Here is a 23345-nt window from a genome sequence, read left to right on the forward strand (position 1 = left end):
TAACACTCGGGTAGGTTTCTTACTGGAGTTCTTTGAATTCTAAGTTTGGCAGATTGCCCATATTCAGAGATACAAAGAGGCAACGAAATCGATCAGTTCATGCAAACCATCGCATCGTCCACGGTAGCCTCTTACCGGAAGAAATCTCAGGCCTGATGTTCGCCATGAGCCGGACTAAAGAAGCTTCGCAAAGGCTGATAAAGCACCGTAGACATATGGCTAGACTATCCCAAGCAATGATCAGCTGCAATCGCAGGTATCTGCAACTGCTGTGGAATCAGCGTTCAAAAGATGAGGGAATGGAATAGCAAGTTCACAAAGCAAGCTGATGGCGGAGGGAGAGGGATTCGAACCCCTGACGCAAAGCGCGGTGTAAAAATTTATGGCGGAGGGAGAGGGATTCGAACCCCCGTAGCCCGTTAAGGCTAAGCGGTTTTCAAGACCGCCTGTTTCAACCACTCACACATCCCTCCGCATATTCACGCGGCTTGTGCCATCTGCTCTCTCAAGGGTAGCAGCAAAGCCTGTCGATCTAAAACCCCTGAGAGCAAGAAGCAGGCTTGGGCGCATATGGCTTCATGGCACAATAGCCAATCTTTCGTTAGGATGAGGCGTTGGCTGGGCGGATCACCTGCCAAATCCAAGTGGACGGACTCTCCTTCGTGACGAAAAAGCATTCCATAGCCGTGGTTTCTTTGCTCATCGTGGCGGCTGCGGTTTCTTTTCTATTTATGCATCACCAGGAACCGCCCAAGGCCGCTATCGCACAGCAGTATGCCGATCCCGCCTCCTGTGCGCAGTGTCATGCCACCGAAGCTGCCGGATATGCTCGCACCGGAATGGCCCACGCCTTCTACAAGCCCAAGGCCAGCGATACCGTCGAGAGTCCCGCCCGCGATCGTCAGTTCTACCACGCTGCATCCGGCAGCTATTACACGCTGACGCAACATGACGGCAAATACTATCAGCGCCGCTGGCAAAAGGGGTTTGACGGTAATCCTGAGAATGTCGAAGAGCTGTTGATCGACTACATCATGGGTTCGGGAAATCATGTGAAGACCTACCTGCATCGCGAGCAAGATGGAACGCTGATCGAACTGCCGCTAGCCTGGTACGCCGAAGGCGGAGGTCACTGGGGGATGAATCCCGGCTTCGACAATGCCCACCCGATGACACGCCGTCCCATCGCCTACGAGTGCATGTTCTGCCACAATGCGTATCCGCAGATTCCGCCCATCGCGCATCGTGATCTCTCGGCAAACTCCGTATACAGCGGTGCCTTGCCGGAAGGCATTGATTGCCAGCGTTGCCATGGGCCGGGAGCGGCACACGTCAAAGCCGCGCAAACTCCAGGGACGTCTGTGCAGCAGATTCGCGCCCAGATTCTCAATCCAACTCATTTGAGCAACGATCGCCAGATGGAAGTTTGTGAGCAGTGCCATCTCGAAACCACCAGTCAACCACTACCAGATCGCATTCGACACTACGATCAGGAACCTTTCGGCTACAGAGCAGATCAGCCGCTCGCCAGCTTCAATGCGTACTTTGCCCGGGACCCGGATCATGGCCGCACCGATAACTTCGAGATCGTGGATGCCCCCTACCGGCTTCGTCAATCACAGTGCTATCTCAAGAGCCAGGGAGCGCTGACGTGCGAGACCTGCCATAACCCTCACGACCTGCACAAAGGGCTTGAATCGGTTACGTACTACGCCAATATCTGCATGAAGTGTCATGGCGCGAACCTGCCTGGGAAGATCGCGCAGCATCAGCACCCTGCCTCCAACGATTGCGTGTCGTGCCATATGCCGAAACGCAGAACCGAAGATGTCATTCATGCCGTTATGACGGACCACCTGATCCAGCGCTTTGCACCGCCGGCAAAGGTATTGCTGGCAGATCGGCAGGAGGTTCCGGAGACACCCGCAACGGCCTATCATGGTCCGGTAAAACGCTACCTTCTGGATCACGAAGATGCCTCCCCGGATGACGACCTATACAACGCCGCGGCGCAGATCATCGACGGAAGCAATCTCGAGGCAGGGATTCCGGCACTGGCGGATTTGATTCGAACGAAATCCCCCAGTCAACCCAACTTTTCCATCGAGCTGGGTGACGCCATGCGGCACACCGGCAATCTTCCAGGCGCAATCGATGCTTACCGGCAGGCGCTCAAGCTCGATCCCCTCTCTTCACGGGCTCAGCGACGGCTCGGCGTCGCACTGGGGAATGCCGGACAGACCGATGAAGCGCTCACCGTCTTACAGGGCGCCATCGACCATGAACCTGATAACGCCCTGCTCTGGTACGAGAAGGCGTTGATTGAATCGAGACGCGGAGATTCGGACAAGGCAGTCGCCGACCTTCGCAAGACACTGGAACTCAAACCCGACTTCGCCGACGCACAAAACACCCTGGGGTCCGTTCTCGCTCAGTCCGGAGATATACAGCATGCCGAAACGGCATTTCGCGCAGCCCTGACGACCAATCCCTACGACTCAGCGACCAGAGCGAATCTTGGACGTTTGCTGGCGGGCACAGGCGATTGGAAGCAGGCTGCGTTCCATCTGCAAAAAGCCGTCCAGCTTGATCCAGCCAACGTCAATGCTCATGGGGACTACGCCGTTGCGCTTCTGCAACTGAAGCGTCTTCCAGAGGCGAAGACAGAAGCCGAAGCCGCGCTGAAGATCAATCCGGAGTTCGGACCCGCGCAGCTCAATCTGGCTGAGATCTTCCTGCAGCAGGGGCAGGTACGCATGGCCCTGCCTCTGCTGGAGAAGGCAGCCCACTCCCCCGCGCCTGGAGTTGCGGAACAGGCACAGACGATCCTTCAGCAGCTAGGAACGCGATAGCCTACTGCTCGATTGATTGGGAGAAAACAAGCACCGTTCTGTCGAAATTTGGGGAAGATAGGGCTTTTGACGACATCAAGTAATCGTTTTCTCTGATTTCATTGCGGTCATGCATCGTTTTGAAAGGCATTGCGTTCCTGGAACGGACTACGTCCAGGGATGTATTTGTGTAACTTTCAAGCGCGGAAGGCGTCCCATCTTCAGAATTTCCACAACTTCCCTGACCGCTCTTGCAACCGGATGAATAGGCATTTTGCCCTGTTTTTTGATTTAAGTTGACAACGTTCCTCTCGCTGTTTTCTTATGGGGCCTCGCATCGGTTTTCTTCTAGAAAACCGCTTGTCCTAAAGAAATCGCAATGTTCCAGGCCTTCGATTCTGAATCACACGACGGTCAACAAATTTTAAGTTTGTGCATGCCTGGATGCACCAAAGTATTTCGGAGGCTAGTTTCATGAACATCCATCAACGGGTACAAAGAATCCCGAATCAACTCAGCAGCACGGTACGACTTTCGATAGCTGCAGCGGTATTGGCGCTGACCGCCTGGGGGACCTTCCCTGGTCTCTTCCCTGGAGCCGGCGTAGCTTACGCCCAGAACACCAACGCGACCATCCGCGGCGAGGTCCTCGACCCGACCGGAGCTCTTGTACCCAACGCCAAGGTCCTTATAGTCAACCAGGACACAGGCGTAACAGTCTTCAATGGCGTTACGGACTCTTCAGGCGACTTTGTAGCGCCTCAGGTTATCCCGGGCACCTATCGGGTAACGGTGACTTCTCCCGGCCTGAAGCAGGCTGTCATCAATAACCTCATCGCAACGGTTGCACAGGTCGCCTCGGTCAATATCAACCTGCAGCTTGGCCAGGACACCGAAACGGTAACCGTCGAATCCAGAGGCGAAGAACTCGACCGAAGCACGTCAGACGTATCGACGCTCATTGCTCCGACCGAAGTTCAGAATCTACCCCTGCAGCAGCGAGCGACTGAGAACCTGTTGACCTTTATTCCAGGTGCAGCTCACGGCGGCGCCGGCGATACGCCGAACACCTCGCAACTCTCGATCAACGGCAGCCGTACGCTGAACACCGAGGTTCTGTTGAATGGAGTTTCGACCATCGTCGCCTCAACCGGAAGCCCTGCAACGCTGCCCTCGCCGGATGGAATTGATTCATTCCGCGTCCTCACCACAAATGCTCCGGCCGAGTATGGCCGCACCTCGGGTGCCGTGATCTCCGTGAATACCATCTCCGGAACCAACGTCTACCATGGCAATGTCTATTTCCTCCTGCGCAACGAGGCACTTGACGCCAACCAGTACTTCCATAAAGACACCATCAACACGAAGACGGGAGCCGTCACACCGCGCAACCGTGATCGATTCTTCCAGGAAGGCGGTTCTTTTGGTGGCCCCGTCCGGATTCCCCACCTCTACAACGGCCACGACAAGACCTTCTTCTTTGTCAACTATGACCGTACGATTCAGCCTGCTTCAACAACCCTCACAGCGACCGTTCCAACGGCCGCTCAGCGCTCAGGCGATCTGTCCAACTCCCCGCAACCGATTTACCAGCCGAACGGAAAATCGTCGGCAGTCTTTGCTAACAACCAGATTGGCCCTATCGATCCTGCAGCAGCAAAGATCCTGGCCTTGCTGCCACTTCCGAACACGGTTGGAACCTTCGATCAGGCAAATGGTCGCTACACCGGCAACTGGACTTCACTGCAAAATTTGACAGGCCATGTTGTCAAGCTCGTGGCCCGTGTGGATGAGAATGTCACGGTGAAAGACAGGCTGAGCTTCAATGTCTATCGCTTCACTACCTCGACCCCAAATGCCGTCTCCTGGAACAGCTCGTTGCTCAATACGACCTGGGACTGCACCTGTAACAACGCATGGCTTCCCTCTGTCGATTACACACGGACATGGACTCCGACTCTGGTCATGGACTTGAACATGGGCTTCTTCCGCAACGTCGTGCTCCGCAATCCCCCCGGAGCCGGCCAGAATGCTTCGCAACAGCTTGGAATTGCATCGCTGCCTCTTGACCAGACACCGGAACTCATCTTCGGCGCTACCACTGGTGCTACTTCCACTTCCTCCACAAATGCTATTAGCGATATCGGCGCGGATACCAACACGAACCAGGTCAACATCACCAACACCTACACCCCTTTCGGGACTGTCACGAAGACGGTCGGACCGCATACCATCAAAATTGGCGCATCGCTTCGCAAGAACGAATTCAACTCCTTCAACCCTGCCACAAGCCCCGAAGGACAGATTCTCTTCGACGGCACGATCACGAACCAGGGGTCCGCAGGCAATCCCAACACGCAAATTGCCGACTTCCTCCTCGGCAAGATCAAGACTGCACAGTACGAACAGCCTCAGCCTCCCACGGGACGGCGCAATTACAACTACGGTATCTTCCTGCAAGACGACTGGAGAGTTACTCCAAAGCTGACTTTGAATCTGGGAGTTCGCTACGAGTATGAGTCGCCGCTAACGATTGCCACTAACATCTATAGCCGTATCGACCCGTCCACAGGGAAATTGCTGGCTGCAGGCCTCAATGGTGTCTCCCGGTCCCTGAATATCAGCACCCCAAAGGCTGACGTTTCTCCAAGAATTGGCCTGGCTTACAGCGTTGACAACAAAACCGTCATCCGCGCTGCATTCGGCACCTTCTACGGAACCATCTTCCAGAATCTCGGCGGGCAGCTCGCCTATCCGGGCTTTGACAATGTCATCAGCTATAACAATCTTGGGACTGGCGTAGCTCAGCCGTTCTCCCTTTCGCAGGGCCTCCCCCTTGCGCCTCCAGCTAATTTGCAGGATCCCTTCGGCGTCGTGGCGGCTGCTACGGCCAGCAATCCCTATAGTGTCGCCGTATCGTTCAACGACCAGAGCCATTTGCCAATGGTGCAACAGTGGAATTTGGGCTTCGAACGTCAGCTACCTCTCGCACTTACGCTGGAGGTCAACTACGTCGGAAACCATGCGCTCCACCTGTCCTATAACCTGAACGAGAACGTCGTTCCCCTCTCAGCGGTACCTGCGGTGACCCTCGCCAACACCAGCCTTGCAACTCAAAATGCATCCCCGTACCCGACTCTCAAACAGTTCCAAACGAACGACAACATTGGAGCTTCCAATTACAACGGATTGCAGGTAACTGTTCGCCGTCAGTTCAACAAGCAACTGGCTCTTCTCTCGAACTACACTTATGCCAAGAGCGAAGATGACGGCAGCACGATCTACAACTTCTCAGCACCCAATGGAACGGCAAACTCGCAGTATGCCGTCGATAGCCCGGACCGCATCAAGGACTTCACCGTTAGCAATATCGATGTGAAGCACACCTTGAACATCGCCGTCGTCTACACAACCCGGGGACCGTGGTGGCTGCGTGACTGGCACATTTCGCCGGTATTTGTAGGCCACACCGGACTGCCCATCAACATCACGCAGACCAACGAGATTCCGGGTTCATCCCAGCGTCCTAATGGAAACCCCCAGCTTCTCAAGCTGTCGCACCATCCCCTCAACGGGCCGGCCTTGCAATACTTCGATGCTGCGAGCGATCCAAACTTCCCGCTCACCGCCTCCGGACCGGTCTACAACACCATTGGCGGTCAGCGAACACAGATCGTCGCCACTGGCTTCGGCAACGTATCGCGAGACTCTAACCGGGCCCCTGGCGAAGTCGATTTCGATGCCTCCGTTGCAAAGGACTTCCAGATCTATCGGCAATTGAAGTTCCAGTTCCGTATCGATGCCTTCAACGTCATCAACCATACAAACCTCGGAGCACCTAATGGTTCGCTCACAGTGACAGCGGATCCCAAGAGACCCACCGTAGCAATTTTTGGCACCTCATCGAATTTCGGCCAGATCACAACCACACAGCCGAATCGTCAGTTGCAGGCCTCAACCCGCTTCTTCTTCTAACCACTACCGAATAATCGCTGTACAGGAAAGGCCATCCGCAAGGATGGCCTTTTCAGGTAACAGAATAGCCCCAGAAAGAGACTGAATGAAAAGCCCTATACGACTTCCCTTCCGTGCAGATGGCCCGTTCCTCTGTAGATATGCCGCACTGGCAACTCTCGGCTTGGCAGTAACACCGGCGCTCCTTGCAGCCCCTCTGCGCTCTCCCTGGGATGGAAAGCCTGTTGCAGCGACCGGCTCGGCTTACCCTTGCCCGGCTCTTCCTCATCTCACGCCTGATCTTGTCACCGATGGCTTTTACAGGCTGGATGACCCGACACACTCCATCATCGATCCCGTGCGGCAGGAGGCCTATCGCAAGTCGAGCGGCAAGGTAAAAGAGGTTGGAATGGCCATCGTCAGGGCCGCCGATGACTACCGCACCTCCGGCTCGCGTCAGGCGGCACAGTGCGCCACCAGTCGAATCGTCACGATGGCACAGGACGGATCGCTCAGCGGCAAGATGTCCTCGAGCCAGGCCTACTATGTGCAGGGTTGGGTCGTAGGGGCCATCGCCATCGCCTATCTCAAAGTTCGTGAAACCGGAGACGCCACTCCGGAGCAGAACGCAGTCATTGCCAAATGGCTGCATCGCGTCGGAGGGGAGACCAGGGACTGGTACGACGGGCATACGAAAAAGGACGGCGGCAAGGGAAATAATCACTTGTACTGGGCTGGGGTGGAGCTGGCGGCAATCGGTGTAGCCGCCGACAACCAGAGCGATTTCAACTGGGCCATGGCGACCTACGACAACGGGGTCGATCAGATACGGCCTGACGGAACGCTTCCCCTGGAGATGGCTCGAGGCAGCAAGGCGCTGCACTACCATCTTTATGCATTGGCACCGCTCGTCCTGCTGGCGGAGTTTGGAGAGGCCAATCATCTCGATCTCTACACCCATGCGAAGGGTGCGATTCATCGCCTGGCAGACGTCTCCGTAGCAGGGCTTCATGATCCAGCGCTCTTTGAGAAGGCTACGGGAGTGAAGCAGGAGGTTCCAACGGTCGTCACCGGAGACCAGATTGGGTGGGCGCCTCCCTATGTCCGGCGCTTTCCGAATGCGGAGCTGACGCGGTTGATTCAGGCGGCGCCTAGTTTGAGTGTCTATTATCTGGGTGGGCTGCCGCCGGCGTAGAGGACGGCGTCGGGGAGAAACAGTTGCCTTTCTGGTTGTCATTCCGAGCGCAGCGAGGAACCTGCTGTCTCCCGTTTTTCGCCAATACCACCACAAACATTGCGTGTCCGTTCGAACCGATCCCTCGTTTGAGCTCACGTATTTTTGGGTGATACGAACGAAGAGCGGGAGACAGCAGGTTCACTCGCTGCGCTCGGAATGACAACCAGAAAGGCAAAAGCAAAGGCACTTAGCGTTGGCTTTGTTCTGCCGAGGAGGCTGTCCATAACTGCTTGCTACGGACGCCAGGAGGCAGTTGCCGATCGAAGTCCAGAAGGTTGCGGGCCAGGGTTGGAGCTTCAGAGGGGTCGACAGCATAAAACGTAACCGTGTCGCCTCCCAGGACCGAGTGCCCCTTGAGGTCTGTGACTTGCCAGTCTTCAACAGGCACCCAGCGAGCAGGGATCTTATCGGTAAACCAGGAGCGGTACAGGACCGCAATCTGAACATGGCCGGTCGTGGTGAGCCGATCGATCGCATCGCGGTCAAAGGTACCGCTGACTCGCAGACGTTCTACATCGACTGAGCCCAATCCCCACAGGTCGAGGCAGCGTATGTCGTCGAAATAGTTGGGAGCGCCGATATCGTTCAAAGCAACGCCCTGTCCGGCATAGTGCTGGCCCAGGAAAGCTGCCACCTGATACTGCTGCGCGTATACGCCATAGGTCTGCTCAGGAATAATCGAGAAGACGATAGCAGCACGCGCGCCGAGACCCAGCACGGTCAACACCAATAAAACTTTGGCCACGAGCTGCGCTTCCCGAGAGAAGGCATGATCCGTGCCTGAAGCCATCAAAGCCGAAACCCCGGCAAAGATCACAACGATGCCGGCGCCAATCAGGTAAGCCTCGTACCGGAAGAATCCCCCAAATTGAGCGAACTGGGCATGCAGGAGAAAGACACCCAGAAGAATCAGCAGCCAATGCTTAAGCTGGCTGTGTTGATGGGGAAAACTCTTCTGCAAGTAGATGAGAAGAACGCAGCATAGGAGAAAGACAAGGGTCACCCCGGAGATCAAGGCATGCCTGCCGAACAGGTTGTGCAGCCAGGTCAAAGGAGAGAACTTGCTGGCTCCAGCCGTCTTGATCAAGAGCGGGGACGGCAGAAAGGTCGAGCCCTGAGAGAGCCCATAGAGCCCAAACGCAACCACCAGAAGCAGGGCTGAAGAACCAGCAGCAAAAGCAAGCTTCCACCTGGACTTTACAGCCAGCAGTCCACAGACCAGCAGCACTGCAAAGAGCCCCTCGTAGCGCGCTCCTGTAACGAGAAACGAGGCGAGCACCAGGAGAGCTGCGGCCCCCCGGGCAGGCTTTGGACGCGTCGCGGCCTCGTAGCTGCCCAGCAAAAGCAGAGAGGCCAAGAGGTGGAAGAGGTGCTCCATCCCCAGAAAGGTCATTCCGACCAAGGGGACACTGCACACCAAAAGCAAAAGGAAAAGCGCCTCAAGAGCGGGCGTTAGGTACATCCCTACACGCCTCAACAGGCGATAACTAAACCAGAGGATGAAGAGAGAGATTGCAATGTTGAGGACAAAGGGAACCCAGACGTGGACGCCGACAATAAGAAACGTAAACGCAATCAGGAACGGCCACAGGATGGAAGAACAGGGGAAGCTGCTGTGGTAACGGGTGATCCCGTACACTCCGTGCAAAGCCAGATTCTTGGCAACGGCGGCGTGGATATACGTATCGTCAAGCGGGTAAAGCTGGTGGCCGTGGGTTCTACCGAGGATGATAGCGAGCAGAACGCCTAGGGCTACAAAGTATGCCGCCGTAGCAAACCAAAGTGGCCAGACTTTTTTCATCCAGCGACTATCTTACAGCTTCGCTTGATTGGGGCAGATCTGAAATAGGCCCGGGCTTAGCAGGACAAACGCGAAAGGGGCTTAGCAGTGGAGGGGCTCTTTGACGAGCGAGCATTCCCTCAGTGGCTAAAGCCACGCCAGCGGCAAGTCAGGGACGGCGGGACTGAAGTCCCGCCCTTTCAAGGCAAAGGCAATAGCCAAGGACAGAAGCAACGACAAGGACAAAGACGATACTTCCCGTTCGTCAGACGCTATCAGCCCTTCCCAAACGCAAAACAACATGATCCTTACTTCGGCTGAGTTGAAGTGTCGGTTGAAGGCTGCGCGGGTGTGGGAGACGGCGGCGTGGCCGGCACTGCCGGGGGGGTGGATGGATTCGGCGAAGCTGGGGCTGGAGTGGCGGCGGGTGTCGCTGGTGCAGCACTCTGCGTTGCAGGCGTGGCATCCGGTGTCGAGGCCGGAGCTTGTGCGGTTGTGGCAGGCGCTGGCGTGGACTTCACAATCGGAGTAGGCAGAGTTACCGTGGCCACGACGTTGGGATCGTCGCGGAGCTTGAGGTAGAGCGTCGCTCCATCCAGCGGTGTGGGCACGATGAAGGTATTCGCAGCAAAACCGGTGGGCACCTCGGCTGGCTTGGCAAAGTCCTTGGACGCCCCAAAGGTTTGCACCAGGAAGAACTGGTTGCCGTCGACCGTGCAGGTAGGAGCATCTGCGCTGGTGCAGTGGATGGCAGTGATCTGCGGGGTGCGGACGAGAGTGCCGAGCGGTGTCCAGTCGCCCGGAGTCTGATCTTCCGCGACAGGACGCATCTGCAGATTGCCAAAGGCCGACTGACCGAAGGCCTTCAAAGGATCAAGCATGGCAATGGCGGTGTGATCATCCTGCAGCACAAGGTTGTTGGCGGCAAAGGAGAGGCTGGTGTGGACGGAACCGTCGGCCGTAGCGACTTCGATGGTCTGCGTGCGGGGAAAAACATCCTTGGTCTGCACGACGAAGGTGAGCTTGCCGTTGAGCGGAATGTCGTTCTTTGTGCCCAGGGTGACAGGGATCGAGCCGTCCTGCTGCGCGGGTGTGGCATCGAACGAGAGCAGCTTCAGGCCTGGACGTGCGGCTTCGGTAGCGACCTTGATCTTCATGGTGCGACCGTCTTTGAGCCTGGCGGTTGCGTCAGCACCATTGTCAGGAGAGACACCTGCCCCGGAGTGAAGATGCAGGGTCTTGTCGTCGTTGCCAGTGCCGGTGGGAGTAAAGGCCTGGTTGGCGATCTGCACGGAGACGACATCCTGAAGCCCCTGGCCCGTAAGTACAGCTTCATTGTCGCCCGTGTGAATCTTCAGGCCATCGAGATGGATGTCACCGGTATAGGCAGTAAGTGGGACCTTGTCCTGATTGGCATCGCCGTACTGCCGAATCGCGAGCGAGTAGCCGCCGGGCTGCACCTTCTTGAGCGAGGCGTCCAGGTCGAGCGAGTCCTTGGCGACTTTGCCACCATCGCTTGCCGTCGGCTTGAAGGCGACGTCGATATCTTTATCCTTACTGGTCGTAAGAGCGATGTGCTGAACGCAGGCGGTGCCATCGCCCTTGAGCGTGAGATGGTTGTCCTGCCCTGCAATTAATTGAGTGTCGCCAACGATCTTCCAGTCTTTGCCGTCGACCTGCTGGAGAGTGAGGGTGGGACCTTCGAAGGGGTCGAAGCCCCAGTAACCGCGGACAGTGCCGGTAATGGTGAGGTCAGTGCTGGAACCGATCTTCACGTCAGACTTTGCGGGAGGCGCGCTGGCGCTGTCATCGACGAGAGGCCTGCGCTGCTCTTCTTTCGCGGCGATAAGGCCGCCTTCAAAGGCATCGGGCGTCAAGGGAATATCGCTGGGCGCGCCGGTTCGATTGAGGTGGAGGATGAGATCGTGCGCGAAGCTGGTAGAGAAGACGAGCGGCGCTCCTTCGAGTTGCAGAGCCATCTTCGGCTGCAGGAGACAGGCGACCTCGTCGGCATCGTGGGGGTGCAGCGGTGGCAGCTTGGCCGACTGAATGGCCGGTAAACCGATCACGATGACCGTTTTGGGATTGTTGAAAGAGGGCGGAGCGTTTAGCTTCAGGTTGAGCGTAGAACCCTGCGGAAAGCTGATTCCGGGAATGTATTGATACTGGGCCGTGCGCAGCAGGCTAACAAGGTGGACGAGGTCCACAACAGCGCCGACATAGGCCGAATAAATTCCAGCCGCGATAACCGGTGTGGCGGAAGCCGCATTAATAAAGTCGGAAGAGGCTCCGGTGGTAAGAGCATCAGCAACACTCTGGCCATGCCCATCGTCGAGGAGGACCGGCGCACTGGACTGCGTGAGGCAGTTTACCTGCTGTTCCACAGGCTGTTTGAAGCAGTCGGCATTCGGCTTAAGAGCAAGCGTAGCAGCCAGCTTGGCGGAGTGGTCCTGAATGGCCTTCTGATCGTTTTGTGGAATCGTCTTCATCGCCGCGAGATAGCGTTCGATGCGCTGCTGCTCGAAGGAGGCTTGATTCAGGTCGGCATCGGCGCGGATGAACAGCCCCGGCCTGCCTTTGACCGCGGAGCGAAGAGTTTTAAAGTCGCCGCCGGTTTCAGGCGCGACAAACATCACAGCCTGCTCGGCTTCCCTGGGCACTGTGATCGTCGTGCCTTCGATCGTTTTCTTGTCCCAGGTGTCGATCTCGGTAAACCAGTGGTCAGGCGGCTCGTTGGTAGTGCCACGCAGGAAGGCGACGATGATCAGCAGGTGGTTGGATTGGCTATGGGGAAGGTCAGCCTTGATCCAGATCTTGTCGCCTGGCTGCAGGTTCGGAACCTGTGCGATGGGAAGCGTGGCAGTGCCACGAGTGACGCGGACATCGATCTTGGGACCAACGAGATCAAAGCGTGCATTATCAGCACGGAGAGTTGCCGTGATGGCAGCGACGAAAAGGCAGGCGGCAACTCTTAAGAGTTTCATCTGAATGTCTTAGACGCTCAGGTGTCGAGGGTGGTTGTGATCCGTCTGCCGAATCGAAAAGATTGCTGCCGTTGCCGTTGCTTTTCTGGTTGTCATTCCGAGCGAAGTGAGGAACCTGCTGTCTCCCGCTTTTGCCAGAGCTCCGGAATGCTGCGCATTGGGATAGGTCTTGTTCTTGTTGTGTTGGCTTAGATGCCGGGCGGTTCGAACGAAGAACGGGAGACAGCAGATTCGCTCGCTGCGCTCGGAATGACAACCAGAAAAGCAACGGCAAAAGCAGAAGCAAATGGAGAGCTATAATTACCTCGGAAAGGCGAGTAGAAGAGCGCTTGCATTTCCTCAAGGAATTTCAAGGAGATCGAAATGGAAATGAAGGCCTGGACCCGTCCTGATTTTGTAGAAGTCAACCTTGGCTGCGAGATCAACTGCTACGCCCCTGCGGAAATCTAAACCTTGCTGAACTTTAAACTGCTGGGGACCGCCGCCGGCGGCGGTATTCCCCAGTGGAACTGCGCCTGCAAGCTGTGCGACCTGTGCCGCAAATCCCCTGAGATTGTCCAACCCCGAATGCAGCTTCAAGCCTCTTTCTCTGCCGATGCGGAGAACTGGTTTCTGATCAATGCCTCGCCTGATCTAAGAATGCAGATCGAAGCGCATCCTGAGTTGCAGCCGAGCTCCCGACTGGGCAAACGCAATACCCCGATTCGAGGCATCATCCTGACCAGCGCTGATCTAGATCAGGTGCTGGGTGTTCTTCTGCTTCGCGAGTTCCAGCCCCTCACCCTCTATGCGACAGCCCTGGTGCGCGAGGTGCTGGAGTCAAATAGCTTCTTCCGCATGCTGCATCGCGTTCCCGATCAACTGACCTGGGTAGAGATCTCTCCACAGGAGAGCTTCACTCTCGGCGGCGGAATTACCTGCACGCCGATCCCTTTTCAGGGCGGGCTTCCCTACTATGCTCGCGAGAGTCACATAGAGCAACCGGGACAGACGACGCTGGGCCTCGTCCTCGAGGCTGATGGCCAGCGCCTGGCCTATACGCCCTCCGTGCCTGAGGTGACGGACGAGTTGCGAGACCTCTATGACTCCTGCGACGCGATCCTGGTGGATGGCACGTTCTGGAGCGACGAGGAGCTCAGCAGCACACACGCTGGAACCCCACTTGCACGCTCCATTGGGCACGTGCCCATGAGTGGTGATGATGGCACGCTCAGCTTGCTGAACAACACCTCCGCACGGCAGAAGATTTACGTACACATCAACAACACCAATCCGGTGCTCGATCCTCGCAGCGCTGAATATAAGCTGGTAGTGGATGCCGGATGGCAGATAGGACATGACGGATGGCAGTTGAATTAGTCGCTCTTGAATTAGCCGCTCAAGGCAGGGTTGGAGACGATGCCCTTCTCTCGAAAGACGAGTTGCACGCTCGTCTTCGCGCGGTGGGAGAGAGACGCTATCACCACCTGCACCCCTTCCATCAGCGCATGCACGCGGGGGAGCTGACTCGCGGCCAACTGCAGGCCTGGACGCTGAACCGCTATTACTACCAGAGCCGCATCCCGATCAAAGACTCGCTCGTGCTGGCCAAGAGCGATGATCCTGCCTTTCGCCGGGTCTGGCGAAAGCGCATCGTCGACCATGATGGAAACCAGGATGGCTACGGCGGCATCGAAAAATGGCTCCAACTCGCGGAGGCCTCCGGACTCTCGCGCGAAGAGGTGATTCCCTGCACTGGCGTGCTGCCCGGAGTCGTCTATGCGGTGGATGCCTATCTGGCGCTGGTGCGCGACAGCTCTCTTCTCATCGCCGTCGCCTCTTCGTTGACGGAGCTATTCTCACGCGACCTCATCTCTCTTCGCATGGATCAGCTTCGCCTGCACTATCCCTATCTTTCGAGCGGCCTAAGCTACTTTGAGGGCCGGCTTACCCAGGCTCCCGAGGACGCGGCGTTCGCGCTGGACTACGTCTCCACCCACGCGCAGACCCGGCGCGAACAGGAGCAGGTGATCCAGGCGCTGGAACGAAAGTGCGCCATTCTCTGGGCACAGCTCGATGCGATCGACTACGCCTATGTTCAGCCCGGCAACATACCGCCGGGGTGCTTCGTCCCACAGGTTTGAAGAGGCTGCCATGCAATTGAACGACACTCCAAGACTTGCCCCCGGCTGCCGCCTGCATCCGACCGAATCGGTTCTGCTGATACCGGAAGGGGCGTTGAATCTGCGCGGCCCAGCTCGTGAGATTCTGCAACAACTGGACGGAAAGCGAACAGTCGAAGACGTTGTGCAGGAATTGCTGAAACAGTACGCCGGGGCGCCTGCAGATGACATCCGGAAAGACGTGGTCGACCTGCTGGAACGCATGCAGGGACACGGCGTCGTGCGCGCATAAACCATGTTGACCTCCAGCCCTATTTCGTCCCTGCCCAAGCCGCTCTCGCTCATCGCGGAGGTTACGCATCGCTGCCCGCTGCACTGTCTTTACTGCTCCAATCCGCTGGAGTTGAAGCGCGCGGAAGATGAGCTACCAACGGCTGACTGGAAGCGCGTCTTTGAACAGGCCGCCAGTCTTGGGATTCTGCATCTGCATCTCACCGGCGGAGAGCCCTTGGCGCGGAAAGACCTTGCCGAGCTGATCGATACCGCACACCGGGCGGGACTCTACGTCAACATGATTACGTCGGGGGTCGGGCTGACCAGGGAGCGGCTTGGAGAGTTGGTGGAAGCCGGGCTTGAACATCTGCAACTCAGCTTTCAGGACCTCGACGAGACGACGGCCAACCATATCGCAGGCACGCGAGCTCATGCGATCAAGCTTGCGCTGGTTCCGGTGCTCAAGGAATTCCCTCTTGCTTTCACGGTTAACCTCGTCGTCCACCGGATGAATCTCGATCGACTGGAGTCCTTTATCGGGCTGGCGGAAGAGCTGGAGCCGGATCGCCTGGAGATTGCGCACGTTCAGTACTATGGCTGGGCGCTGAAGAACCGGTCGCTGTTGATGCCGACGCAGGAGCAGGTAGATCGCTCTTTGCCTGTGATCGAAGCGGCAAAGGCTCGGCTTAAAGGAAAGATCCACCTGGAGTCGGTCTTTCCTGACTACTTTGGCAGCTTTCCCAAGGCATGTGTCGGCGGCTGGGGACGGCAGATGATGTTGATCGACCCGACAGGACAGGCGCTGCCCTGCCACTCTGCAGCGATCATCCCCGGCCTGCGGTTCGACAAGGTGCAGGATCACGACCTTGGGTGGATATGGGAGTCATCCGCAGCCTTTCAGCGCTTTCGCGGAGACTCCTGGATGCCGGAGACGTGCCTGGCCTGTCCGCGGAAGGAGAAGGATTTTGGAGGATGCCGCTGCCAGGCTTTTCTGCTTACCGGCGACGCCCAGGCCATCGATCCCGTGTGCCGGTACAGCCCAGACCACCATTTGCTGACAGAGCTTAGGCTTCCCTCCGACGACGTTCTTCCGATCTGGAGAGGGTAATTAGTACGTCGCACCCGGCTTTACGACGGGTGCGGGGGGAAGATCTCCCTTGAACTTGCGGGCTAAGGCTCGCGCGGCTTGAGCCAGCATAGTCGTATCAACGCCTACCGCACAGAAGGTAACACCACGCTGAATGTACTTCTGTGCGAGCGCAGTATCCGCGGTAAGAATGCCGGCGGCTTTACCGGATTGCACGATGCGAGCAATCGCTGATTCGATCATCGAGATCACATCAGGATGGCCGAGATTCCCCAGGTGGCCAAGCGATGCTGCCAGGTCAGACGGCCCGATGAAAACGCCATCGACACCCTCCACGGCGAGAATCTCATCCAGATTTTCGACCCCCTTCAACGTTTCGACCTGGATCAGCAAACAGACGGCTTCGTTCGCGCGCGCGAGGTACTCGGCTTCAGCGCCCCAGCGCGAGGCACGCCCCGACGCCACCCCGCGAATTCCGTGTGGCGGATATCGAGTCGCGGCCACCAACTGCCTTGCCTGCTCTCCCGTCTCAACGATTGGAATAAGAAGCGTATGGGCACCGATGTCGAGGTACTGCTTGATCAGCACCGGATCGCCGATCGGAAGGCGCACGACTGGATGCGTGGGATAAGCAGCGACCGCCTGAAGCTGGGCAAGCACGGAGCGCAGATCATTTGGTCCATGCTCCCCATCGATGACCAGCCAATCGAACCCGGCGCTTGCGACAATCTCGATAGCGTAAGCGTCTGCAAAGCTCGCCCACAATCCGATCTGCGTTTGACCGGTAGCGAGTGCTTTTTTGAAAACATTCTCCATCATTACTGATTAGACTCCAGTCTTATAGAAGCAGCAGGCTATTGGGCCGAGTGGCCCGGAATCGATTGGGAAGGGCTGGCGGGGTGATCGCCGATACCCACCTTAAATCTCCATCGTGAAGTCTACATCGTGCGACTTCACGAGACGACCATTCGTGCCTAATCCCTTAGCAACCGGAAATGCAGCACATGAACCAAAGTTGATTCTTGCCTATTCGCTATATCCAACGTAAACATGGCGTGGGTCCCAAATTCAACTATGAGAGGTAAGACCTTGGCAACGATAAAAAAAGCTGTTGTGAAGAAAGCCGTCAAGAAAGCCCCCACAAAGAAAGCCGTCAAGAAAGCTGTTAAGAAGGCACCAGCGAAGAAAGCTGCGAAGAAGACAGTTGTGAAGAAGGCCGTGAAGAAGCCCTCCATCAGGGCGCAGCGGAATAACGGGCCTCTCTAAATAAGACGTAAGCCGTCCCCAACCGTAGTACAGGCAAGCAAAAGCGCCCGGCAACTCATTACGAGAGCCGGGCCTTTCTGCCTATAGGGAAACTGCTGGATTCGATGTGTTTCGGCCATTCGATCCTCTGCTACTTCGACTGCGATTTTTCTAAACGACAAAGTGGTTGAGGCTGTCCGTTCTCTTCATAAAAGTCAACCTGTCATGCCTCGATCTTCAACCGGAATCACTGCACGGTAACAGACACACTCGTTTTCGCCGTGATGCTTGAGTTCGACGAATCCGTTCCGGTCACTTGGAATGTGTACGTGCCCGTGGACGTTGCCGGAGTGCTCGAACCACCTGATCCGGAATTCGAGCCACCGCTTCCGCCGCATCCAATTGCACCTGCGGCCACGACCAACCAGACCATCATCATCATTGCCGTCCAGCGCCGGCGGCGAGTGGGAACTCCTATCAGAAACAGCCCGGCGAGAACCGCTCCGCCACCAGCACCTAACAGCTTCATCTGAGTGTGAATCAGTAGCGCAGTGGTTGACGCTGCCGTTGTCTTCACGGTGAGCACGGTCGTTGCAGTGCCCCCTGCCGAGAGATTCACAGATGTTGGACTCAGGCTGCACGTCGGCGAACTGAGCGCGCCTGCAGGCGAATTGACGAGTTGGCAACTCATGTTCATCGTGCCTGAGTAGTTGTTTCCAGCAGAGAGAGTCACAGTGGTTGTAGCACTGCCGCCGGGCGAGACACCAGAGGGAGTGGGTGCGGAAATTACAACCTGCGCAACCGTGACCACTGCCGTTCCGCTTGATCCGGCGTACGTTCCATCACCGGAATAAGTAGCGGTCAGAGTGTTGGCACCGCTGCTCAAAGCGCCCGCTGGAATGACCACGTTTCCGGCGCCCGCTGTAAGTGCCTGCTGTGCGCTGTATGCCCCGCTCTTCAGAGTTACAGTTCCCGTGGGCGTCGGCTGTCCGCTCACGCCCGCAACCGTGATGGACACTGCATCGGATTGTCCATTCGTGATCGTGGGGGATGCGGCCGTAACGGTGATGCTAGACGCGTTCTTTCCCGCGGCCATCACAGTCACCAATGTCGAACCGGTAACACCGTTGTACCTGGACGAACTGGAGCTATCCGGCGTAAATACGACGGTTAGGGTATCGGTACCAATCGCCAGTGCACCGGCCGGAACACTGACGGTAGCTATTCCACCGGAAAGCGATGCGGCAGCTGACATGTACCCGCCGCCAGAGAGCACAATCGCCCCTGTAGGTGTTGGATTGCCGACGCCACCGCTAATACCTGCACTTACCGACAGAGATTGCGCAGTAGTGATGCTGGATGCCGAAGGAGTAACTGTTATGGTTGGCGTCGTCTGCCGTCCGGGTTCTATAGAGACGGCTACAGAGTTCGAGGTTCCACCACCTGGCGCTGGCGTGGTCACTTGTACATTGAGCTGGCCGACGGCTGCAATGTCCGAACCCAGAACCTGGGCAGTAAGTGACGTACCGCTAACGTAAGTGGTCGTACGCGGGTTTCCTCCGACCAGCACCGTCGATGCGCTGGTAAAGCCGCTTCCAGTCAGCTGCATCGTATAGGACGGACCACCGGCATACACAACTGCGGGCGACACCGACGCTAGAATCGGAACCGGCGTTGTGTTGCCGGAAGACACCAGACTGCTGGTCAGCACTACGATCTGATTGGCGCTCGGTTCAGAACCCGTAATGTCGACGCAACGGAAGGCAAAGCCGCTGCTTCCCCAGCGCACAAGGTCTGCCGCATCAGGCGGGTAGATGTTCAAAAATGGAACAGCTCCGAGCAGGCCATAGCTCGCCTGAGCGTACACGTCGATATTGAGCGACTGATATTGCAAGTATTGTGAGTCGCCATCCAGGAAATAGGTGTGCCCGTTGGCTGCGTCGGGCACAACACCGGCCGTGTAGAACAATTGGGAGCCGTTTGACTCGAGATACGTTCCAAGCAGGGCTTGCGTGGATGGATTCCACACCTGGCCTGAGTTCGTGTACAGCAGAGTTCCGTCAGAGCGCACGATACTACCGGTTTGCTGGTTGGTCCCTCCGGCTCCGCCTCCGCTGTGTGAAAGGCCGGTCGGGCTCACCTGCACCTCCGTAAAGAAGGTACTGCCTTCGGGCAGCGCATAGATGGAGGAGGCTGAGGTGAAGGTGAACGAATCCATCTGTAGAGGAGTACTCGTTGGAGCTTCGCCAGGCAGCCAGTTCACGAGGCCGGAATCATTGTAGAGCGCGGCTCCATCTTCGGCCGGATCAACATTGGCAAATAACTCCACCACGATCGACTGTGGTGAGCCAGGAACTACGTGCATCTCCTGAACGTAGGTCTGTCCCCATTCAGTGTCCACCGGCAGATTGAACGTTTTTTCGAGAGCCAGCGTCTTCAGGCTGAAGCGCTGCAACACGCCGGCCGAGGCCACGTAGAGTTCGCTGCCGTCGTCGGAGACGGCCAGCGCTCGTGGACCACTCGCTACGGCTATCGGCGTCATCGTAGCTCCGGTTGCCGGATTAATCGGGATAACGGTGTTCGGATTCTGCGTGGCGCTGGCGGGAATGGCGGCATAGAGCAGGCCGCCTACAGGGTCCACCGTCAGAGCGCTGGCCGTGAGCGGAATGGAGAGATAACTAATCAGAGGATAGGCCGCACTGGCGCCTCCGCCGGGCATAGGGTTTGAAACCGCAACCGAGATCTCCCCGACGGCATTCAATAGAGATGACGGAAACGTCACACTGAGAGACGTGCCACTCATGTAGCTCGTTGTCTGCGGGGCTCCCTTGAGGTACACCACGGAACCTGGAAAGAAATTGGTTCCAAGAACGCTCATGGTGATCGGCGCAGTCCCGCTGTTGATCGGGTAGGACGGATTGAGTAATCCGGTAATGGTGGGGATTGGATAGGAGCTAAAGGCAGTGCCCGTCAGACTTGTGCTGATCGTCGGGTTCACCGGATCGCTCGAAGCCACCGACAGCGTCCCGCTGATCGTGCCGGCCGTTGTCGGCGCAAACACGACAAAGATCAAGCAGGATGCGTGTGCGGGTAGAGAGCCAGGACACTTGCCGCCTGGCGCCAGAGCAAAACCGCTCGTAACGGCTATCTGCGATAGGTTAATCGTGAGTGGAACCGTGCCATTGTTGTAGAGCGCGATTGGCTCCGCCGCGCTAGTCTGCCCCACGAGCATGGGTGAAAAAATCAGTGTCTGGGTAGACCCCGGCGGCCCGAACGCCGCAACAGGTTCCCCGCCGCTGCCGCTAAGCGGTATCGAAGTGGTGGCAATTGTGGCGTTAGACGTGAAGATGAGTTGTCCCGAATAGCTTTGCACCGCTGTCGGCGAAAATTCCACAGTCGCCGTGCAGGAGGCGTTGACTGCGATTGATCCGGTACAACTGTTGCTATCGGACGGCACAGTGAACGCCGCATTGCTCGAAGTAATAGACGTGAAGACGAGGGGAGCGCTGCCGCAGTTGGTCACCTGGACGCTCTGCGAAGCCGAGGTTTGCGGAAGAAGATAGCCATACGAGAGTCCTGTGGCGGCTGATCCGCCCAGGCACAGCGTGCCACCGGAACCTGACGCGTCAATCACTGACACATAGGCGTAAGTGCTCTCAGAGAAGCCAGGACCGGGCACTGGAACCGACCCCGCGTAGACCCCCGGCGTCGTATACATTCCGTATTCCGCAGCGCCAGCCACATGCGCTTTATGGTTAGCATCCATCGCGACACTGCTGGCATATCCAGAGACACTCCCGCCCATGAAGGTCGAGAACTTCAGCGTTTCACCGGTGGGATCAAACTCACTCAGAACAGAAGCGGGTTCTAAACCATTTGCCGGGAACGTGCTTTGAAGCGGAGCAACCAGCGGAAATTGTGGATTCGAAGTCTGCCCCGCGAGCCAGATATCGCCATCTGCATCCAATGCCATCCCATTGATCTTGTACGATGAATCGCCGATGACGGTGGAGTACGCCAGGCTGGTCCCAGTGGAATTGAGTTCGGTGAGGAAGGCATTGCCTCCACCAGAGTTTTGCTGATAGGCGTTCGGCGTCGTCGGGTAGCTGGCGCCCACTTCGTTGCCTGCGATAAACACATTCCCGTTGGACAAGGTTCCGATGCCGGTTACGACGTACGCATAATCCAGGAAGGTCGAATAGACGAGACTCTTTGCGTCGGGCGCAACCTTCGTTACGAAGGGGGTCGCGTAAGGCATCGATCCGGCAATTTGCGTCAGGTAAGCGTTGCTGGTAATGGGCCACAGGGTTCCCGCCTGGCCGGCAACGAACGCATCACCGGCAGCGTCGACAGCGATCGCAGAGGCTCCAATCGGCCCACCCCCACCATTCTGAGGATCGGCCGCACCCAGAACGGCACTGTACATCAAGGTGCCAGTCGGGCTGAACTTTGCCAGGTAAACATTGAATTCGTTGCCGAAGTTACCGCCGCCACCCTGGTTCAACGCGCCAGCCGAGGTGAAGAATCCGTTACCTGTATCTCCGGTGACATAGGCGTTGCCTGATGAATCGACAGTCACAGCCGTTGCAGACGTCTCCGCGCTTTGGCCGGCCGACGGGCTGCTGCCTAGCAACGTTCCGTAATTGAGAGAAGAACCATCGGGCGAAAGCGAAATAAGGTAGCCCACATCGTTGTTATTTTGAACGGCAATCGGCTGCCCATTCCTGGTCGGAAAGTCGCTTGCACCGGTCCAACCGGATACCAGTACGTTCCCGTTCCCATCGACCGCAATGCCTGTGGGCTGGGCAAAGCTATTCCCTCCGAGCACCGTCGAGTAAAGGAGACTTGTACCGTCGGCACTAAGCTTGCTGATGAAGGTCACGACAGAATTCGTCGAACAGTTGGTGCATCCCGCAAACGCGCCACCTGTAACCGGAAACCCGAGCGAGCCATACCCTGCGACATAGCTGTTGCCGCTGGCATCGGTAGCAATCAGATTCGCATCCTGGCCCAGTGAAGAAAGGTACGTGGAAAAGGAAAGCACTGGGTCAATTACCAGTTTTTCCGTCCGATCATAGCTGCCCAGCCGGAAGCGTACCGTTCCGTTGCGGTCGACCTTAAACGCGGCGTCCACGTTGCGCCGCGCGCCTGCCACCACCTGGTAGGCGACGGGTCGTTCAAAGGTGATGGCTCCGTTCGCCAGCCCGATCCGTAAATTGCCATCGTAGTCCAGCTTCACGTTCCGTGCTTTGTCCAGTCGAAAGGCGATGCGCGAGGGGTCGGCTCGCGGTTGTAATTCGAAATCGTGCTCCAGAGCTCCACCATTGCCGTAGAACACCAGATCCGTTCCGGAATAAATCCGGCGATAGCGAACCGACGAATAATTGGGTAAACGCAGCCAGTGATCCCGATGATTGCCTAACAGATAGTTGGTATACCCTTCCAGCGCGCCGTCGCCATCTATCGCTGAATCCTCCCGCGCACCGACCAATCGCATACTCACCTGCGAGTCAATCTTCGTGCCCGACAGAAGTCTCAGACGAACGCCGTCACGCTGAAACTCGCCCTCGATGTTCCCCTGGCGCAACACATAGCGGACGTTCTCCGAAGCCTGGCCTCGATTTTGCTGAAAGACCAGCGGTAGCTTCGCAGTAACAGACTGGGCTACCCCACCCTGTATCAAACCGCCGAAGACAACTGCACACAGGAACAGCGACAAACCTGCACGACCGAAAACTTTCACGGAAGGCTCCGTTGCAAAGATGAAGTAAGGGGAACTTTGCAACTATACATCAGCATTCCGGCTTCACGCTCTGTTGAGCGCGAAGCGATCGGTATCACCCGATTCCAAC

The 23345-nt window shown here is 57.1% G+C and carries 13 protein-coding genes and 1 tRNA gene; 9 read left to right on the forward strand and 5 right to left on the reverse strand.

Annotated elements, in window-relative coordinates; translation table 11 throughout:
* Nucleotides 1–383: 383 nt before the first annotated feature.
* Nucleotides 384–473: transfer RNA gene (locus HDF15_RS03730), tRNA-Ser, on the reverse strand.
* Nucleotides 474–662: 189 nt separating this feature from the next.
* Between HDF15_RS03730 and HDF15_RS26170 the strand changes: the two genes are divergently transcribed.
* From HDF15_RS26170 to HDF15_RS03745, 3 genes are all read left to right on the forward strand, one after another.
* On the forward strand, nt 663–2852 hold the full coding sequence (locus tag HDF15_RS26170) for a tetratricopeptide repeat protein (protein WP_184252923.1): 2190 nt from the start codon (nt 663–665) through the stop codon (nt 2850–2852).
* A 453-nt stretch (nt 2853–3305) separates the two neighbouring features.
* Complete coding sequence (locus HDF15_RS03740; protein WP_184252924.1) at nt 3306–6806, forward strand: TonB-dependent receptor; 3501 nt, start codon at nt 3306–3308, stop codon at nt 6804–6806.
* 85 nt (nt 6807–6891) lie between these two features.
* Complete coding sequence (locus HDF15_RS03745; RefSeq protein ID WP_184252925.1) at nt 6892–7980, forward strand: alginate lyase family protein; 1089 nt, start codon at nt 6892–6894, stop codon at nt 7978–7980.
* A 229-nt stretch (nt 7981–8209) separates the two neighbouring features.
* Here the strand turns inward: HDF15_RS03745 and HDF15_RS03750 are convergent, their stop codons facing one another.
* The gene (locus HDF15_RS03750; protein WP_184252926.1) at nt 8210–9823 is read right to left on the reverse strand and encodes a hypothetical protein; all 1614 of its coding nucleotides are present in this window, start codon (nt 9821–9823) and stop codon (nt 8210–8212) included.
* 287 nt (nt 9824–10110) lie between these two features.
* Entirely contained in the window at nt 10111–12786 is a 2676-nt protein-coding gene (locus HDF15_RS03755) for a hypothetical protein (protein ID WP_184252927.1), read from the reverse strand.
* A gap of 369 nt (nt 12787–13155) precedes the next feature.
* Here HDF15_RS03755 and pqqA point away from each other — a divergent pair, with 369 nt between their 5' ends.
* The 5 genes from pqqA to pqqE are packed head-to-tail and all read left to right on the forward strand — an operon-like array spanning nt 13156 to nt 16269.
* A complete protein-coding gene (pqqA, locus tag HDF15_RS26370; RefSeq protein ID WP_150110859.1) occupies nt 13156–13236 on the forward strand; it encodes a pyrroloquinoline quinone precursor peptide PqqA in 81 nt (26 codons plus the stop codon).
* Nucleotides 13237–13239: 3 nt separating this feature from the next.
* Nucleotides 13240–14145 carry a pyrroloquinoline quinone biosynthesis protein PqqB gene (gene pqqB / locus HDF15_RS03765; RefSeq protein ID WP_184252928.1) on the forward strand — a complete coding sequence of 302 codons (906 nt, stop codon included), beginning with the start codon at nt 13240–13242 and terminating at the stop codon, nt 14143–14145.
* Nucleotides 14130–14909 (forward strand): pyrroloquinoline-quinone synthase PqqC, encoded by a 780-nt coding sequence (gene pqqC / locus HDF15_RS03770; RefSeq protein WP_184252929.1) that lies wholly within the window; start codon nt 14130–14132, stop codon nt 14907–14909. The genes pqqB and pqqC overlap by 16 nt, the downstream gene beginning before the upstream one ends.
* A 10-nt stretch (nt 14910–14919) precedes the next feature.
* Complete coding sequence (pqqD, locus tag HDF15_RS03775; protein WP_184252930.1) at nt 14920–15180, forward strand: pyrroloquinoline quinone biosynthesis peptide chaperone PqqD; 261 nt, start codon at nt 14920–14922, stop codon at nt 15178–15180.
* Nucleotides 15181–15183: 3 nt separating this feature from the next.
* Nucleotides 15184–16269 carry a pyrroloquinoline quinone biosynthesis protein PqqE gene (gene pqqE / locus HDF15_RS03780; RefSeq protein WP_184252932.1) on the forward strand — a complete coding sequence of 362 codons (1086 nt, stop codon included), beginning with the start codon at nt 15184–15186 and terminating at the stop codon, nt 16267–16269.
* On the opposite strand, the gene hpaI is transcribed toward pqqE, so the two are convergent.
* A complete protein-coding gene (hpaI, locus tag HDF15_RS03785; protein WP_260330816.1) occupies nt 16270–17067 on the reverse strand; it encodes a 4-hydroxy-2-oxoheptanedioate aldolase in 798 nt (265 codons plus the stop codon).
* Between the two features lie 255 nt (nt 17068–17322).
* Here hpaI and HDF15_RS03790 point away from each other — a divergent pair, with 255 nt between their 5' ends.
* The gene (locus HDF15_RS03790) at nt 17323–17514 is read left to right on the forward strand and encodes a hypothetical protein (protein ID WP_184252934.1); all 192 of its coding nucleotides are present in this window, start codon (nt 17323–17325) and stop codon (nt 17512–17514) included.
* A 226-nt stretch (nt 17515–17740) separates the two neighbouring features.
* Here the strand turns inward: HDF15_RS03790 and HDF15_RS03795 are convergent, their stop codons facing one another.
* Complete coding sequence (locus HDF15_RS03795; protein WP_184252936.1) at nt 17741–23236, reverse strand: choice-of-anchor D domain-containing protein; 5496 nt, start codon at nt 23234–23236, stop codon at nt 17741–17743.
* Nucleotides 23237–23345 lie beyond the last annotated feature (109 nt).

The sequence above is a fragment of the Granulicella mallensis genome (assembly GCF_014203225.1).
GTDB lineage: Bacteria > Acidobacteriota > Terriglobia > Terriglobales > Acidobacteriaceae > Granulicella > Granulicella mallensis_A.